General features: G+C 63.7%; 21 protein-coding genes. 5 read left to right on the top strand and 16 right to left on the bottom strand.

Going from position 1 to position 13,972, the window contains the following annotated elements; genetic code table 11:
- Positions 1–42: 42 nt before the first annotated feature.
- The 4 genes from QHC67_RS15375 to QHC67_RS15360 form a co-directional block, all read right to left on the bottom strand.
- Positions 43–2,094, bottom strand: coding sequence for a type IV secretion system DNA-binding domain-containing protein (locus QHC67_RS15375; protein ID WP_319295594.1), 2,052 nt, complete (start codon positions 2,092–2,094; stop codon positions 43–45).
- A complete protein-coding gene (locus tag QHC67_RS15370; protein WP_319295592.1) occupies positions 2,084–2,374 on the bottom strand; it encodes a hypothetical protein in 291 nt (96 codons plus the stop codon). Before QHC67_RS15370 ends, QHC67_RS15375 begins: the two co-directional genes overlap by 11 nt.
- A gap of 393 nt (positions 2,375–2,767) precedes the next feature.
- A complete protein-coding gene (locus QHC67_RS15365) occupies positions 2,768–3,067 on the bottom strand; it encodes a hypothetical protein (protein WP_319295590.1) in 300 nt (99 codons plus the stop codon).
- Between the two features lie 44 nt (positions 3,068–3,111).
- Positions 3,112–3,339 carry a hypothetical protein gene (locus QHC67_RS15360; RefSeq protein WP_319295588.1) on the bottom strand — a complete coding sequence of 76 codons (228 nt, stop codon included), beginning with the start codon at positions 3,337–3,339 and terminating at the stop codon, positions 3,112–3,114.
- A 273-nt stretch (positions 3,340–3,612) separates the two neighbouring features.
- Between QHC67_RS15360 and QHC67_RS15355 the strand changes: the two genes are divergently transcribed.
- Positions 3,613–3,831: a hypothetical protein gene (locus tag QHC67_RS15355; RefSeq protein ID WP_319295586.1), complete on the top strand. Its 219-nt coding sequence runs from the start codon at positions 3,613–3,615 to the stop codon at positions 3,829–3,831.
- A gap of 124 nt (positions 3,832–3,955) precedes the next feature.
- Here the strand turns inward: QHC67_RS15355 and QHC67_RS15350 are convergent, their stop codons facing one another.
- The gene (locus tag QHC67_RS15350) at positions 3,956–4,180 is read right to left on the bottom strand and encodes a hypothetical protein (protein ID WP_319295583.1); all 225 of its coding nucleotides are present in this window, start codon (positions 4,178–4,180) and stop codon (positions 3,956–3,958) included.
- Between the two features lie 629 nt (positions 4,181–4,809).
- On the opposite strand from QHC67_RS15350, the gene QHC67_RS15345 reads away from it, so the two are divergent.
- Complete coding sequence (locus QHC67_RS15345) at positions 4,810–4,998, top strand: hypothetical protein (protein WP_319295580.1); 189 nt, start codon at positions 4,810–4,812, stop codon at positions 4,996–4,998.
- On the opposite strand, the gene QHC67_RS15340 is transcribed toward QHC67_RS15345, so the two are convergent.
- From QHC67_RS15340 to QHC67_RS15320, 5 genes are all read right to left on the bottom strand, one after another.
- Positions 4,990–5,616: a hypothetical protein gene (locus QHC67_RS15340; RefSeq protein ID WP_319295579.1), complete on the bottom strand. Its 627-nt coding sequence runs from the start codon at positions 5,614–5,616 to the stop codon at positions 4,990–4,992. The two genes, QHC67_RS15345 and QHC67_RS15340, sit on opposite strands and share 9 nt — an antisense overlap.
- Positions 5,617–5,795: 179 nt before the next feature.
- The gene (locus tag QHC67_RS15335) at positions 5,796–6,782 is read right to left on the bottom strand and encodes a DUF2493 domain-containing protein (protein ID WP_319295577.1); all 987 of its coding nucleotides are present in this window, start codon (positions 6,780–6,782) and stop codon (positions 5,796–5,798) included.
- 618 nt (positions 6,783–7,400) lie between these two features.
- Positions 7,401–7,730, bottom strand: a complete 330-nt coding sequence (locus tag QHC67_RS15330; protein WP_319295575.1) for a hypothetical protein — start codon at positions 7,728–7,730, stop codon at positions 7,401–7,403.
- 50 nt (positions 7,731–7,780) lie between these two features.
- A complete protein-coding gene (locus QHC67_RS15325) occupies positions 7,781–8,110 on the bottom strand; it encodes a single-stranded DNA-binding protein (protein WP_319295573.1) in 330 nt (109 codons plus the stop codon).
- Between the two features lie 414 nt (positions 8,111–8,524).
- Positions 8,525–8,674 (bottom strand): hypothetical protein, encoded by a 150-nt coding sequence (locus QHC67_RS15320; RefSeq protein WP_319295572.1) that lies wholly within the window; start codon positions 8,672–8,674, stop codon positions 8,525–8,527.
- An 84-nt stretch (positions 8,675–8,758) separates the two neighbouring features.
- On the opposite strand from QHC67_RS15320, the gene QHC67_RS15315 reads away from it, so the two are divergent.
- On the top strand, positions 8,759–9,160 hold the full coding sequence (locus tag QHC67_RS15315) for a UrcA family protein (RefSeq protein WP_319295570.1): 402 nt from the start codon (positions 8,759–8,761) through the stop codon (positions 9,158–9,160).
- A 34-nt stretch (positions 9,161–9,194) separates the two neighbouring features.
- Here QHC67_RS15315 and QHC67_RS15310 read toward each other — a convergent pair whose 3' ends face one another.
- The 3 genes from QHC67_RS15310 to QHC67_RS15300 form a co-directional block, all read right to left on the bottom strand.
- Positions 9,195–9,584, bottom strand: coding sequence for a hypothetical protein (locus QHC67_RS15310; protein ID WP_319295568.1), 390 nt, complete (start codon positions 9,582–9,584; stop codon positions 9,195–9,197).
- Positions 9,568–9,894 (bottom strand): type II toxin-antitoxin system prevent-host-death family antitoxin, encoded by a 327-nt coding sequence (locus QHC67_RS15305; RefSeq protein WP_319295566.1) that lies wholly within the window; start codon positions 9,892–9,894, stop codon positions 9,568–9,570. The genes QHC67_RS15310 and QHC67_RS15305 overlap by 17 nt, the downstream gene beginning before the upstream one ends.
- 155 nt (positions 9,895–10,049) lie before the next feature.
- The gene (locus tag QHC67_RS15300) at positions 10,050–10,571 is read right to left on the bottom strand and encodes a DUF736 domain-containing protein (RefSeq protein ID WP_319295564.1); all 522 of its coding nucleotides are present in this window, start codon (positions 10,569–10,571) and stop codon (positions 10,050–10,052) included.
- Between the two features lie 197 nt (positions 10,572–10,768).
- On the opposite strand from QHC67_RS15300, the gene QHC67_RS15295 reads away from it, so the two are divergent.
- Positions 10,769–10,924: a hypothetical protein gene (locus QHC67_RS15295; protein WP_319295562.1), complete on the top strand. Its 156-nt coding sequence runs from the start codon at positions 10,769–10,771 to the stop codon at positions 10,922–10,924.
- 144 nt (positions 10,925–11,068) lie between these two features.
- Here the strand turns inward: QHC67_RS15295 and QHC67_RS15290 are convergent, their stop codons facing one another.
- The 3 genes from QHC67_RS15290 to QHC67_RS15280 all read right to left on the bottom strand — a co-directional run bounded on the left by QHC67_RS15290 (position 11,069) and on the right by QHC67_RS15280 (position 13,148).
- Positions 11,069–11,398 (bottom strand): hypothetical protein, encoded by a 330-nt coding sequence (locus tag QHC67_RS15290; RefSeq protein ID WP_319295560.1) that lies wholly within the window; start codon positions 11,396–11,398, stop codon positions 11,069–11,071.
- Positions 11,385–12,713, bottom strand: a complete 1,329-nt coding sequence (locus QHC67_RS15285) for an ATP-binding protein (RefSeq protein WP_319295558.1) — start codon at positions 12,711–12,713, stop codon at positions 11,385–11,387. The genes QHC67_RS15290 and QHC67_RS15285 overlap by 14 nt, the downstream gene beginning before the upstream one ends.
- 258 nt (positions 12,714–12,971) lie before the next feature.
- A complete protein-coding gene (locus QHC67_RS15280; protein WP_319295556.1) occupies positions 12,972–13,148 on the bottom strand; it encodes a hypothetical protein in 177 nt (58 codons plus the stop codon).
- 155 nt (positions 13,149–13,303) lie between these two features.
- On the opposite strand from QHC67_RS15280, the gene QHC67_RS15275 reads away from it, so the two are divergent.
- Positions 13,304–13,960 carry a MucR family transcriptional regulator gene (locus QHC67_RS15275; protein ID WP_319295553.1) on the top strand — a complete coding sequence of 219 codons (657 nt, stop codon included), beginning with the start codon at positions 13,304–13,306 and terminating at the stop codon, positions 13,958–13,960.
- Positions 13,961–13,972 lie beyond the last annotated feature (12 nt).

Here is a 13,972-nt window from a genome sequence, read left to right as displayed (position 1 = left end):
GCTTGATCATCTCGTCGGTCTCCTGTTGCGAGCTCTAATCGCTCAGGTGACCGGCGCAAAACCGTTACAAGTCCAATTTGCGGCGAGCTCCTTGGCGAGGTTGGTCGGCTCAGTGACTTCCTGGACCACCTGCCCGGCACCGTCGCGCCCACCCGCTTCTTCCGCTCCCTCCTCTTCGAACACCTCCTCTCCGCGCTTCGAGCGAACGGGCTGAACATCGGGACGAGGGACGAAACCCTCGGCGACCTGAGGATAGTCCTTCCAGGTCAGGAGAATGCGCGCCGCCGGGAAGCCATCGGGAAATTTGACGAAGCCGTGGAGCGAAGGAAGATTGGTGATGTCGTCGGCGATCACCAGCGGTTCGACTTGCTTGCGCGGGGTCAGCGTGGAGGCGTCGCGGGTGTTATTATAGCCATAGCTGTAGGCTTCATCCATCTGCCGCACTTCCCGGTTGCCGATGTAGCGGGCGCACTGCTCGGCGGTGTCGAGATCGGCGGTCGCGAGGATGAGCTTGGAGCGCGCGAGGGATGCGAGGTTGCGCGCGCCCTGTTCGCCATAGACCTCGACCAGCTTTTCGAAGCTATGGATGCCAAGGATCATCGCGCCGCCGAATGCACGGGCGGTTTGAAGCCCGTTCTCGATGGCCGGCAGCCGGTGCAGCGCCCCGAGTTCGTCAAACATGAACCATGTCCGCAAAGAGCGGGTTCGCGGCAGGGTCATGAGCCGGGTGATGCACAGGTCCATCCAGAGCGTGAGCAGTGCCCGGTTCATCGGCAGATCGACATAGTGCGAGGTGACGAACAGGATCGATCCGGGCTTGTCGTCACGACGGATCCAGTCGCGGATCGAAAACGGCTCGCCCACGTCCGGCAGGAAGCGCAGCGCCTGCGCGTTGGTGTTGAAGACGGCGCGGATCGATTCCGCCATGCGAGCCGCCTCGGGCGCCGTGAGCGGATCGGCAATCGTGTTCGCGAGGAAGCGATGGACGCGCTTGAGGTCCGCGGTCATCAGGTTCTCGGACAAGGCGAGGTTGGTGGTCGCACCGCGCTCCTGGAGGCGCATGCACATCTCGATGAACAGCGTGCGCGCAGCGAGCGCCCAGAAAGGCTCTGAGGACCCTCCATCCGATGGGATCAGAGCGGCGGCAGCGGCTGTGAACTCGCTGTGGGTGCGGCAGTCGTTGAAGATTGACCAGGCCGGGCAACGGGCGTCCATCGGGTTGAGGATCGTGTCGCGCGAAGGATCGTAGAACGACTCCACATAGGCGCCCGTCAGATCGAAGATGACGGCGCTGTCCTGGCGCTCACGCATTTGCGATACGAGGCTGCGGAGCTCGGTTGTCTTGCCCGACCCGGTGGTGCCGATGAGCATGGTATGCGACTGTTCGGTCCGGTGCGGATAGGGAATGCCGGCGAGCGTGTAGGGATGGTGGATGCCCGCTTGCTTGCGAGCCCGGAAGGGTAGCGCCAGCACCTGGCGAGATGGCAGGCCGGGAAAGAGGCTGGTCGCCTCTTCCTCGAACTTCGCGCGGTTATGATCGGTGATCTCGGATTGCAGGATCGCCCGGTCGACCAGCATGGCGCCCCGCTCGTGCCGTTCCTGAAGGATCGAGCGTCCCCGCCGGTGTGAGAGATCGACGAACCAGATCGCGACGGGAATGGTGATGAAGACCGAGACGAGGAAGGCTCCGATCAGGCCTCGCATTGCGGTCGCCCAGGCGGCGATGACCTCGGGGATATAGGGGACCGCGGGCATCACCGTGCGCATGATTTCGCCGCTCGGCAGCGTGACGTTCACCCGCTTGCTGGGATTGAGGTCGACCCAGTTCCACAGGGCCGAATAGATTTTCATGCAGACGAGCTGGAAGCCATGCTCATCGAGCTTGATCGAGAGGATGGCGAACCAGGCGGCAAGGAAGGTGAAGAACCACAGGATGAAGGGCAGGCGCGCGCCCGAAAACCACATCAGCACCTCATGGGTGATGAGCTGGCTGCCGCGCGTGAAATTTCCTGCGTTGCGCTGAACTCTTCCGCGCGCGCTGTGGTGCGTCAGCGGGATAGGCCGGGCGTCCGAACGGATGTCCTCACGCGCCATGATATTGCTCCAGGCGCTTGTCGGTTTCCGCGATGAGGCGGTCGCGATATTCGGGAAACTGCTCCCGGATAATGATGTCGAGGGCGAGCTGCTGGAACTCGCTGATCCGCGCCAGACGTCGCTGGCTCGAGGTGAACAGCTGGCCCGCCGAGAGGAAGCTGTCGACCGCCGCGCGGATGAGATCTGATGGCGTGCATCCCCGCTCGGCAGCAAGCGCGACGAGGTGATCATATTTGCTCCGGTCCAGGCGGACCGTGCAATGCTTGTTGGGGGTGGTCAAACCGAGCCTCCTAGCAGGGAGGCTGGTGGGGTCTCAGATGATGTGCAGCTTATAGCGTATTCATGGCGAGAGAGCAATCATCCCGGCGTGCCGGCTATCGCTGTGTTCGCCGGTGCCACGCAGAATCGGTGGATTTCCGGGCTTTGCGCATGGGGGCTTCTGATGTCCCACAGCGGCCCACGCCCTTGGACACTACTAACATATTGTATCGACCACAAAAACTCTGCACCACTGGTGCGTTCGGTGTGCTTGTTCTGACTGGGCTGAACCCAAAATCGGCGGCGTAACGTTCATGGGTGGAAAGGGCCGGAAATTGTCGCCTGGCGAAGCCTCCGACCGTCCGATGGACGGAAGAAAGCGATGCGGCGCTCAGGCGCTGCCGGCAGCGTTCTCCTAGCGGAAGGCCAGGGCGATGCGGGCGCCAAGCAGGCCCTCGACATGGACGACCTGGGCGGGCCTTGTTGGCGCCAGCTGCCATCGTTCATAGGCGGCCTTGTCGACGACATAGCGCCCGGCGCCGATCGGCGCGCGCGGGTCGATCGGCCGTAATGTCGCCCAATAGTAAAGGCGATTACTCTTCTTGGGGCGGCTTGTCGTGAGCTTTACGATATGCATCGCGCTCGCCGCCTCGGGTCCGAACATCACCCCATTGACGCTGGGCAGAATGGCCGTCGTCCAGACCGGCCAAGCCATGAACGAAGTAACGCTGGCGAGAGCCAGGGCAAAGCGTCTGGGCGCTAAGTCCGTCCATTGCCGCCAGACGTGATGAATGACGGCGAGAAGCACCAGTCCCGACAGTGCAAGACCATGCCAGACAGGCTCGATCCGGGCGCGATCTGGCGTGGAAATCGCTCGCCCACCAGCAGGACCATCGCGAAGGTCGCCAGGATGGCGAGCGGAAGGGGCAGCATCGACAGGAGCAGAAGGCGATTGCGGTTGGCAAGGGGGAGACGGGCATGCTGCATTCGCGCGATCGTGACAGGAAAAGCTTAGCATCCGGTTGTCGCCAATCCGCCCAGGACCGTTCAGGTCTGGCAGGGGATCGTCACCCATAAGGGCGGAGACAAGCCGGCAGGCTTGGCTCCGTGAGCCATGCCAGGCATGGCGAATAGAGCCCCGGTCGGCGGGCCGCCGAAGGCCCGCCGAGCCATCGAATGCAACTTCCGCTTCCCGCCCCCTGCCCCGGCCTCTATATCTTCACTGTTCATAGCCCGATCAGCGTGAACCAAGAGGCCCAAATGGCACGCACATTGGAACAGGAAAGAGCCGCACTGGAAGAAGAGGCCCGCAAGCTGGAAGAGCGCAGGCAAAGGCTGGAAGAGCGAGAGCGAGAGCAGGCGATACAGGCCGTCGAAAAGACGGGTCTGCTCAAGCTCGAGACCAAGCGGCTGACACAGCTGCTTGCGCGAATCAAAAGCCTCGGCTTTGCTGAGGTGGAGAAGCGCCTGAGCGCTTGAAGAGTCCCCTGCCGCGACCAGCCAGTCGCGGCACGGACATGGGGGGCTCGATGCCCCCCATGTCCGTATTCCCTCGCAGCAAAAAAGGAGAGAGGCGCCGACGCGCCCCTCTCCCCTGGCTAGCTCAGTATTCGTCGACGAGGCCGCCCGGCACGCTGTGCACAATCCGGTCGATCAGCGCCTGCGAGAGCGCTCCATAATCTCCTTCATCAATGGTGACGTAGCCGAGCTCCCGATCCTCGATAACATGCTGGTCGAAGTAGCTGTGCAGCGCGCGGCGTTCGGCGCATGCGACCGCTGCGAAGTAAGCGGCGTGGTCGGCGGCGGCGTTGTTCGAGATGATCTGCATGATGTGCTCCTGACTGTCTTGAATGACAGGGTCAGGCGCGTCGGGCGGGTGAGGTCGGGTCAAGGATCGCCGGCATCGCCGGCGACCGCGCAAGCGGGCGACGGGGGTGCCGATTTTCTCGTGGTTGCGGTGGAGCGAAGCGGAACCGTGGCCGCGGGAAAATTGGGGGGACCGTCGATCCTTGAGGCGGCCTCGCCCGCCCGACAGAATGGGAAGACTGTGAGAGATTTTACCCCTCGGTTGTGCGCCTGCGGCAAGGCGTAGCGCGGCGTGGACCGGCGGGTCCATGCCGGTGCGAGCGAGCCGGCGACAGAGCCTTGGGAGCGCGGCGGAAGACCCCTGTCCGGACGCCGCTTGGTGCCCCGCGCCGACTATGTTAGGGTCCCGATTGCGCTGCGCAAATGGCGGCGCCGGGGCTTGAGAACCCTGTCAGGAACGGCACTCGGTGTGAGCTTCACGCCGGGGTGCCTGCGCATATGTCCAGGTGCTCCGGCACTAAAAGCGTAGGCGCACTGTCTTGACCGTGTTCTCAAGCCCCGGCTCCCGCGCCCAGCGCGCGGGAGTTTGTCGGGGCGCTGCGTCGTTCGCCGCCGCTTCCGCCGATCAACGCAGATGGTGTTGGAGGATGCATGTGCGATGCGGTCGACAACGACAGGACCAGTGATCCGGCAGTCAGGCGCGCGCTGGCCATCGTGCTGATGCGCGAGGTGCTGCCGCTGCTCGATGACCTGCGCGAGGATATTGCCGCGAACCATCTCCAGATGGCGATCGACACCGTCCTGCGCGGCTGTTCGCCCCAAGCTGCCGGATCATGCTGACGCGCACGAGGGTGATGGGCGGTGCGTGCGCCGGCTGGTCTCGCACCAGGCAAGGTTGGCGAACGGATCAGTGGCGGCGCTCGCGACCAGATGATCGATCTGGTTCAGAAATGCGGCAAGCCCGGCCCGCGCCACTGTCGCGCGAACCGCTTCGTCAGCGAGCTTGTCGCGCAGCCATCGGGCGTCGATAGTACCGCCCGGATCGACAGGAAGACCCAGCGCATCGAGCAGCGCGCCGGCGTCGTGCGGGTCGAGATAGAGTGCCCGGTCGTGATCGGCCGTCGTGCCGACCTGAAGGAGGATGGCGCCCGCCTCCTCGTCGCGACGGACGGCGACGCGCCGCCCTCTGAACTGCGCTTCCTCGAAGACGCTGATGACCGCCTCGTCATAGTCGAAGAGCCGGGCCAGGGTGGCGAGCGCAATCGGGCAGATGCGGGCCTCGAAGGCATAGGCCAGATGCGCCTGCGCCTCACGCTCGGGGTCGAGTAAGGCGGTATGGGTGCGGGCTCCTTCAGAACGCAGAAAGTCGCGAAAGGCGCTCAACTGACGGGCGTTGATCTGGGCTCGGGGAAGCGGATCGCTGACGTTTGAAGGCATGATGCGAAACTGTACGGTCACGGCCTGACTCCTATGCTGAACCACCCCGCCGGACACCCCCTCTTCTTTATCGGCGGGCTCGGCGGAGGAAGCCGCAGTTGCGAAAGCGGCGCGCGGGGGCTCGATGCCCGCGCGCGCCGCATGATCGTCAGAAGAAAGGAGAGAGGCCCCGGCTGGCGCCGGAGCCTCTCGCGACGGGATCAGGCCCGCCGTTGCACGGCCTGCGTTGCCTGATGCTCGAGCCGCACGACATGGAGCGGGATGCCGGCCTGGCGGATTTTCTGTGCGAGGTTCATCTGGATGCCGGATCCTTCGCAGATGACCGCCTCGACGGGTTTCAGTCCCAGGATTCGATCGTTGCGGACGAAGGCGGCCTTGGCCCCGAGCTTGCGGTCGAGACGGAACTGCACGACCTTGACCCCGCGAGCGGCGGCCCAGGCCTGCGCGATCGCATCGCAGCCCTTCGACTGTGCGGTGGTTGCGAGGATCATCTCGGGGATGCGCGCCTTGATCGAGTCCAGCCCGCGCCACAGCAGATCGACATCCTCCCACTGCTGACCGCCGGAGAATGCCACCACCGGCCCCTCCGGGGTGAACTGCTCGCGGCGTTCCCGAGCACGCGCGGCCAGATAGTCGCGCGCGTCAATCATGGAGGCGGTGAGGCTGCTTGATACGCGGCTGCCACGCACCGGCGAGAAGGGCCTTCCGGTCTCGACCCGATAGACCTCGGCGGCATGGTCGCGCATGCACTCCATCGCTTCGCGGCAACCTTGCAGCGTCTGGCAGAGAAGCTGGGTGTCCTCGAGTTCGGTCGCGTAGATTTCGGATGGGTCGAAGGTTCGGGCAAGTTCACGCAGCTGCTTGGCGGCATCGTCCTCGCGTCCCTCGATGCGCTTGGCCACGACATGGAAGCTGTTGGCGAAGCCCCATGCGAGATCGCCCGCATAGCTCTCCAGCCTTGTATCCCGCAGTACGTCGAACATCGTCTGCATCATCATTTCGACCGCGACGCGGACCTGGTCGGGATCGGGCATTTCCATTCGCTCGGGCGCGTCGACGATGCTCATCCTGGCCATCTCGTCATGCTCGATGAACGCCCCTTCATAGGCTTCGATCTGCTCCTCATTGGTGCGGCCCGATGCGACGAAGCTGGCGAGCTGGGCGAAATTGCTGAACGTCTTGGACATGATTGCCTCCATGGGTGTTGTTTTCTCATCCACTCGATGAGACTTTCCCCACGGCATGCGGTGGTCAGGTCGGTCAGGGACGTCGACCGGCTCCGGTCGACGCCGCCTCGCGGGGAGCGGGGGAGCCGATTTTCTCGCGAGCGGCGCGGCAGCGGCGCCCGCGTGAAAATTGGGGGAACCGCTCATCCTTGACCGGCCGCAAACCCCGCATGCCAAACTAGAAAGAGATAGGAGATACTAATTTTTAACAGGGGGTCCCCGGGGCTCGCTTCCGCAAGGGGATAATCACCCACATGGGCGGAGACGACGCGACCGGCCTCGGCGCCGTGAGCGGTGCCGGCACAGCGCCGCAAGGCCGATGACGGCCCCGTGAATAGAGCCCCGGTCCCGCCCCGCCGGCATCGGGCGCGTAGCCCGTGCCGATGCCGACAGGGCGGGATGCGCCGATGCGTTTCATTGCTGCCGGTCAGGCTGGCTCACAAAAACCTTAGCGGTCCCGACCCTATCCTCTCCTCTTTTTCCTGGCTTTGCGGCAAGGGCGCGCCAGAACGCTCCAGGCACGGCAAAGCGCGGCATGTCCGGGTGTCCGAACATACCGCGCAAGCCTCGACCCTGCGGTCAGTGCAGCGAAGCGTGATGCGCCATGATGGTTTCCGGGCTGATCAGCTGATGTTCGATGGCCACCAGCGACCATGCCGATGCCAGCTCTTCATGATATTCCTGATCGACGATCGCGTCCGGACTGGCATCGCCGAACTGGCTCTCCTCCCAGGAGCGGCTGTGCGCGGCGTCGGCGGCGTTGGTGACCGCGTCGGCGAGGCGGGCGGCAATCTGGTAGCGGTCGAGGTCTGCTGCTTGCGCGCGGATGCGGGCGACCATGCCGGGATTGATGGCTTCGATGCCGTGGCCGGGGCCGGCTATTTCGTCGAAATGCGTGAGGTTGTACATGAGCGGTCTCCGAAACGAGACGGGCGGCCCGCAGGGGCCGCCCGGAAGGGTCAGACGAACTCGATCTCGTCGGCGACGATCTCGGTGTTGTAGTAGGTGCGGCCCTCGCGCTCGTTGCGGGTGTAGCGGATCTCGCCGGTGACGATGAGCTTGTCGCCCTTCTTCTTGTGATTGGCGACGGACTTGCCCAGGCCGTTGAACGCCTTGACGGAGTGAAACTGGTCGTAGGTTTCGGTGTAGCCGCTTTCGTCCTTCTGGACCTGTCCGTCCTTGATGACGGGGCGGCTGGTAACGAGGGTGAAGCTAACCCCGCCCTTGCTGTCCGTGCCGAAGCGGGTGATATCCGTCGTGATGCGGCCTGAGAGAAATACCTTGTTCATGGTCGCTTGCCTTTCGCTTTGCGCCGGCGGGCCGATCCCGCCGGGATGAAATCGAGTCGAAGCCCGGGCACAGGGAGCGATGCACCGACGACGCGGCGCCGTGGCGCCGCCAAAGGAGGGGAACCTGCGATTTTTCGGGTGGTGCGGGCGGAGGCCGCAGGCCGACAACACGGCCGTAAAATCGCAGGTTGCGGCGATCCCGCACGGGCGCAGCTTTTCATCCCGACTGGCGGATGGGCACGCGGCGGCGAGGCACTCAAGCGGCGGAAACAGGATGGCGGGAGTTCGCATCCTGTCGGAGCTGACGCAGAGCGACAGACAAGCCCGGTGGGGGACGTTCAGTGCGCCACTATCGCATGTCAGGGGAAGGAAGGATCGCGGAAGCGCAGCGCCGATAGGACCGCGCTCAAGCCGTCACCGCTCAGCGTCGCCATCCCGGCCAACAGGGGCGTTGCTCACCGTTGGGTGCCATCCGACCTGCGCGGCCGCTTCCAGCACCGTATCGGCGTCCGTTGAGACCTGTTTGCGAAAAATCCTGCTGATGGCCGTTTTGAGGTCGATCAAGGACCGCGCCGGAAGCCGGCGCACCGAGGGGAGCGTCCCGGCGTGCAGGATGGCGCAAGGCGGAGACCAGAAGTGAATGTCAGGATGTCGAAGCGATCTCTCGGTCTGCTGCTGGGGACACTGTCATGGTCGATCGCCGGAGGCGCCGCCGCGCAGGAGGTTGGCGAAACGGCCGATGTGATCACGGTAGAGGCGCCGCGCTCCGTTCCGGCACCGGTCGAGCGCAGTCCATATACTGGCGTCGCTGTCGCGATCACGACGGTTCGGATGCCGGTGCTCTATGGCGACCTGGATCTGAGCGCGCCAGGCGACGCCGAGCGCCTGATGGTGCGGATCAGGAACGTCGCGCGCGACGTCTGCCGCGAGCTCGACCGGTTGCATCCGCTCAATCCGGACGGCGACTGCGCGGTCAGGGCTGCCCCCAAGGGCGACTCCGTTGGCGCGGACGGTGATCGCAGCGGCTCGGCCTGGCGAGGCAGACCGTAACGCCCCTCCGGTCGTCACTCGCTGAACGCGGATCTCAATCCCGATCGATGCCTTTCGCTTTTGACGTAAGTGCTGTGAGCACTGTATTCGTGAAGCCGGGCGGCATGCGGCCAGCGATATAGGATGGCTCGGTGGTGACTGGGCGGATATCGAATCCGAGCCACGTGAAATGGTTGTACTGATCGACTACGACCGAGGTGCCACGCGCGAGACCGGCTCTGTCTGCGACTGCATCGGGTACGGGCAAAACGGACCCACGATAATGAGCCTTGGTGCTAATGGCGACCGTAAAGACGCGTCGTTCTTTGATGGCGATGACCATCACCGGTCGTGTTTTGATCCCTTCATCCCTTCCCGCCTCCTTTTCGTGCGCGAAAAGGTAGACGTAATGCAGTATGTCTCCGACATTAGGTAGCGGGGTCATCGTTCCACCGGTCCGCTTCGACCTCTTGCTGCGTAGGTCGTGAGGCTTTGAAGAGAACCGCATGCTCTTCAGGCATTTCGCTGGTCTTTACGACTTCAAGGTCCAGCACCGAGAGAATTTGGCCTGCCGCGATGCGTTCGATGCGCTCGAAATAGGCGGCCTCGGCAAAAGTGATGTCGGGTCGACCGTGCTTTGTGATGGTGACCGGCGAGCGGCGGCCAAGATCCAGATACTGCCCGGTATGGTTGTGAAAGGTCGTCAGCGCGACCCTCTTTTTTTCCAGAGGAACAATGGTTCGTTCGGCATCCATATCGCTCTCCCATATCTACCGGTGATCGTATCAAATAGCTGTTATTGCTAAAGTAGCAAGTTTCGATTCCTAAGTTTAATCAGGGCCCGCTTCGAAAGACGAACCAGGCCCTGCATTGGTGTAGCGCAAAGGCTTGATCCGCCCGAAGCGGCAGATCAGTCGACGGCCTCGGCGGGTTCGGGCGCACGCTGGCGGCGACGACGAGCGCTCTCCTGCTGCGGCTCCGGGCCGAAGCCATGCGCGGCGGAGGACTGTCCGAGGCCAGCCTCGGCGGGCTCGGCGGCGGGTTCTTCGCTGCCCGGCAGCGGCGGCAGCGCGTCATCGGCCTTGGGGGTCATCTCGGCCGCGAGATCGCGGCGGCGCGTCGGGCGCGACCAGACGACATTGTACGAACCGTCATCCTGGCGGAACGCCGAGATGTAGAGCGGCGCCGTCAGGCTCGGATCCTCGATCTTGCCGTTGAGGAACGCCTCCCCCGTGCCGTTGGAGAACAGCTCGAACAGAGCGCCGACCTGCACCCAGGCCCGCGACGCCGACAGCGCCAGCACCTCGAACTTGGGCGCCTTGGGATTGCTCGAGACGACCGCGCGCAGCGCGATCACCATCGCAATCGTCAACGTCGAGATCTTGCCGACGTAAATGCCCGCTTCATTCTGCTTGATTGCACCGATGTTCATGGGGAAGTCCTTTCGAGTTGATGCGCTCGAACCCCTTGTCCGAGACATCTTCCCCTCTCCCCCTCTTCTCCTCGGCCGTTCGGCCGAGCAGGCGCGCCAGCGCCCATGTCCGAGGCCCGCATCGGCGGCCTTGGGATGTGCCGAGCCGGGCCGCTCAGCTGAACCCGATCGCTGTCCCCCGACGATTTACATCATCAATGTTGCTCGCGCAGCTGAATGAGCTTGAGAACCCGGTGGTGGCACCGCGCGGCGGCATCGTCATTTGCGTTATCGAGGCAGCGACGAGCATCAGCCTTGTCGAGTTTGCTTTCCGCCACAACCGCATCAATCAACTTAGTCTCGGGCGTTTCTAGCCCCGCGCAGATGATATATACACGAGTAACTAAATCGACTGCACGAGCCCGAACAGCGCTATGTCGCAATCATATGCAAAGCTTGTATAGCAGGCTTGGGAACAGCGCGCCGCCAAGCGAAATGCTTGATCCAGCTTCCAGGCATCAATGGATCGAGCCGAACAGCCGCTGCTTGACGGCCACCTGATGCCGGCCGTCCTCCTGTTCGCGGGAGGCAAGCATATCTGTGCGCAAGGTTTCGGCGAGATCGGCGGGGACCAGAGCATAGGGCGCCACCACGGCGATCGCGGTTTCGGGGGTGGGAAGTTCGCCGGGCTCGGTGCCGAGCCATATTGTCGCTTCGCCCTCTTCGTCTTCGGCCTCGGTGCGGGTGAATATCTGGGCGAAGAAGGCCTGAAGCGGTCGATCCCAGCCGACACACGCCCGAACGACATCGTTCGGGCCGGGCTTTGGCGGAAGATCATAGCGGCTCATCTGCAGGGCTCCTCATTTCGACGAACGGCGCGACCGGCGTGGCTACAGTTCCTATAGCGACGCAGCCTGTCGATCTTTCCATGGGACGATGATCGACGCAATCTCCCTGGGCAACGATCGCGACGTCGATGCGATCTCGCCCGATCGATGCCACAAATTGGCGGCCTTCGGGCACGAACCATTGGGCGCGGTAAGCGAGGATGCTGCGGAGCCGCTCGATGACAGCTGCGTCGTCACCGAGCAGCAACCGCGTTGCGATCTCCGCGGCGTCGAGAAGGAACCGGTCATGCTGCGTGTCCCAGAAGTCGGCAGCGGGGTCGTCGCTAGCGCTAAAACATGCTGCGTCGAGCAAATCGACCAGGGCCTCGGGAGCTAGCTTGTGGTCGGGAGCCAGGAAGATGCCGGCTTCCTCAACATTCCAGTGGGTCGCTTCATCATAGTGAAGAGCGACCGGCGCGGCGATCATGATGGCATCGTTCGCGTTGGTCAGTTTCAGCCGAAGCCTGACGGCATCAACAGCCGCGCTTGTAAGGCCTGGGTCATCGCCGTTGCCGAACACTGCGGTCTGGTCGCCTGTATCGACTTCGAAGACCAGATCACTGATCCGGGGCAGCGCGTCGTACCAGCCATAGCCGGCCATAGCCTCCTCCTCGCGGACGAGCTTGCCTGAAAAGCGCGGATCCAGTGCGATGGCGATGGCAGCGCATTGATCGCGCGCAGGTCCGAAGGAGCCGGCGATTATGAGCTCGGCGCCGGTGCGATATTCAGGAGCGTGGGACCGGTTCGTCCAGTCCGCCACGGCGGGCTGCCAGGCGTCGAGCATGGCTGTCGCTTCTGGCAGTATCACGCCAAGATCGCGCGCCTCCCTCCAGAGCGCATGGCTGAGGCGATGCGATCCGGTGCTTCCGATATGGCGATAGAGCGCCTGCTTGATCGTCCCGCGCAACCCCGCCAGCGCGTCATTCTCGACCATTTCCTTGCGAGCGGGCAGGACCAGCTTGAGGTGCGGCGCATCGACGATATCGATGCGAACGGACCAGTGCCGGTCCCATTCCTCGGCGATGGAGGGCAGGCAGCAGGCGACGGTAAGACCGTGGAAGTTGATAATGGGCGACGATCGCGCCGTCGCGCGGCTCTGAAAGATACCGATCCGCACGCCGTCTACCAGAGCGATGCGGGCAGCGCCCTCGAGCCAGTCCTGCCGCGGCAGCGCTTCGCCAGCCAGCCGAACGAGGATCGGACAATAGCGTGCCGCCCGTCTCGCGGCCTCGGCCAGATCGCGCTGCCATTCCTTGGGCAACGCGATTCGCACCATCGTGCCTCGCCGGTGCGGACTTGGCGCGACGCATACATCTTCCCCTGACTCCCAGGCCTCCGGGGCTATGGCGATAAACCAGCCGCTGTTTGACTGCCGGGAGAAGGAATCGATGTGGACCGCCCGTCCTGCCAAGCTGAAGACACCCATGCCGGCGGGATCTTCGCGGCTGCGGATATCGTCCGCCCAGCCCGAGCGACCGAGCGCCAGGAGCGCAGTCGGATCGTCAATACCCTCGCCATTGTCGCAAAGCTTGAGCTAGGTTGCGCCGTCTCTCTCGACATCGAGATCGAGATCGACGCAGGTCGCACCTGCCCGTCGCGCGTTCTGGAACAGTTCGGTCAGCACATCGTGCAGACTGTTGTTGAAGAGCCGCGTCACCTTGGAGATGGCGGCGGGATCGACCCGGCTGTGGATCGTGGTCGGCAGCGGCATGCGCGAGACTCCTTGTGCAAATTTCACCAGCACGCCCGCCCTCCCCCCTCTCCTTTGACTTTATCGCGCGTGTCCGGCACGACCTGCGCTTTACCCCGTCGTAATGCGGCCCTGTGCAAAGGGCTTCGTCAGTTCCCATGATGAAGGATAGTAGGATGGCCGAGGCCGAACAGCCCGATCTCGCGGCTTTGACTGTGCAACTGCTGAGCGCTTATGTTTCGAACAACACTTTGCCGAGCAGCGAACTGGCCGGGCTGATCGAGAGTACGCGCAGTGCTCTTGCAGGAGTTCGCAAGGCCGAAAAACCGGAAGTGCCGGAGCACGTGCCCGCTGTCACTGTTCGCAAAAGCCTCGCCTCACGCGATCACATTCTCAGCATGATCGACGGAAAACCGTATAAGAGCTTGAAGCGGCACCTGTCACGGCACGGAATGACGCCAGCCGATTATCGCCAGCGCTTTGGCTTGCCGACGGATTATCCGATGGTCGCTCCGGGCTATTTCGAGCAGCGCCGCGAGGTGGCGAAGCGCCTCGGCCTCGGCCGTAAGCCCAAATCGAGCAACTCGTCTGCACCGCCCAGCGAGGCCGTTGCCCAAGCTGGGCCTGCGGCGCCTAGCGCCCAGCCTGGAGAAGTGCCAAAGGTTTCTGCCACTTCCAAGCCCAAGCGCCAGATGCGAAAGCGTGTCGAAGCGGCCAAGCCGAGCCCTGCCAAGAGCCCGTCGAGTGAACCGAAACCGCGCGGACGCCCTCGGCGGGCTGCCGCGGCGGTTGCGCCTGCGGCCTCGGAGCCCGGGAACGACGGCGGGTCGTAAATTGGGGACCGT

Source organism: Sphingobium sp. (genome assembly GCF_033795625.1).
In the GTDB taxonomy this organism is placed as follows: domain Bacteria; phylum Pseudomonadota; class Alphaproteobacteria; order Sphingomonadales; family Sphingomonadaceae; genus Sphingobium.
The sequence above is the reverse complement of the archived record's forward strand: the minus strand, read 5'-3'. Positions and strand labels throughout refer to the sequence as shown.

What these genes read in the sequence shown, in the direction of transcription:
- QHC67_RS15295 (WP_319295562.1), top strand. Translation starts at nt 10,769, where the DNA reads ATGTTGCTCGCGCAGCTGAATGAGCTTGAGAACCCGGTGGTGGCACCG.
- QHC67_RS15355 (WP_319295586.1), top strand. Translation starts at nt 3,613, where the DNA reads ATGGCACGCACATTGGAACAGGAAAGAGCCGCACTGGAAGAAGAGGCC.
- QHC67_RS15305 (WP_319295566.1), bottom strand. Translation starts at nt 9,894, where the DNA reads ATGGATGCCGAACGAACCATTGTTCCTCTGGAAAAAAAGAGGGTCGCG.
- QHC67_RS15330 (WP_319295575.1), bottom strand. Translation starts at nt 7,730, where the DNA reads ATGTACAACCTCACGCATTTCGACGAAATAGCCGGCCCCGGCCACGGC.
- QHC67_RS15280 (WP_319295556.1), bottom strand. Translation starts at nt 13,148, where the DNA reads ATGCCGCTGCCGACCACGATCCACAGCCGGGTCGATCCCGCCGCCATC.
- QHC67_RS15315 (WP_319295570.1), top strand. Translation starts at nt 8,759, where the DNA reads ATGTCGAAGCGATCTCTCGGTCTGCTGCTGGGGACACTGTCATGGTCG.
- QHC67_RS15325 (WP_319295573.1), bottom strand. Translation starts at nt 8,110, where the DNA reads ATGAACAAGGTATTTCTCTCAGGCCGCATCACGACGGATATCACCCGC.
- QHC67_RS15365 (WP_319295590.1), bottom strand. Translation starts at nt 3,067, where the DNA reads ATGGCTTGGCCGGTCTGGACGACGGCCATTCTGCCCAGCGTCAATGGG.
- QHC67_RS15375 (WP_319295594.1), bottom strand. Translation starts at nt 2,094, where the DNA reads ATGGCGCGTGAGGACATCCGTTCGGACGCCCGGCCTATCCCGCTGACG.
- QHC67_RS15285 (WP_319295558.1), bottom strand. Translation starts at nt 12,713, where the DNA reads ATGGTGCGAATCGCGTTGCCCAAGGAATGGCAGCGCGATCTGGCCGAG.
- QHC67_RS15290 (WP_319295560.1), bottom strand. Translation starts at nt 11,398, where the DNA reads ATGAGCCGCTATGATCTTCCGCCAAAGCCCGGCCCGAACGATGTCGTT.
- QHC67_RS15310 (WP_319295568.1), bottom strand. Translation starts at nt 9,584, where the DNA reads ATGACCCCGCTACCTAATGTCGGAGACATACTGCATTACGTCTACCTT.
- QHC67_RS15350 (WP_319295583.1), bottom strand. Translation starts at nt 4,180, where the DNA reads ATGCAGATCATCTCGAACAACGCCGCCGCCGACCACGCCGCTTACTTC.
- QHC67_RS15300 (WP_319295564.1), bottom strand. Translation starts at nt 10,571, where the DNA reads ATGAACATCGGTGCAATCAAGCAGAATGAAGCGGGCATTTACGTCGGC.
- QHC67_RS15360 (WP_319295588.1), bottom strand. Translation starts at nt 3,339, where the DNA reads ATGCAGCATGCCCGTCTCCCCCTTGCCAACCGCAATCGCCTTCTGCTC.
- QHC67_RS15275 (WP_319295553.1), top strand. Translation starts at nt 13,304, where the DNA reads ATGGCCGAGGCCGAACAGCCCGATCTCGCGGCTTTGACTGTGCAACTG.
- QHC67_RS15335 (WP_319295577.1), bottom strand. Translation starts at nt 6,782, where the DNA reads ATGTCCAAGACGTTCAGCAATTTCGCCCAGCTCGCCAGCTTCGTCGCA.
- QHC67_RS15345 (WP_319295580.1), top strand. Translation starts at nt 4,810, where the DNA reads ATGTGCGATGCGGTCGACAACGACAGGACCAGTGATCCGGCAGTCAGG.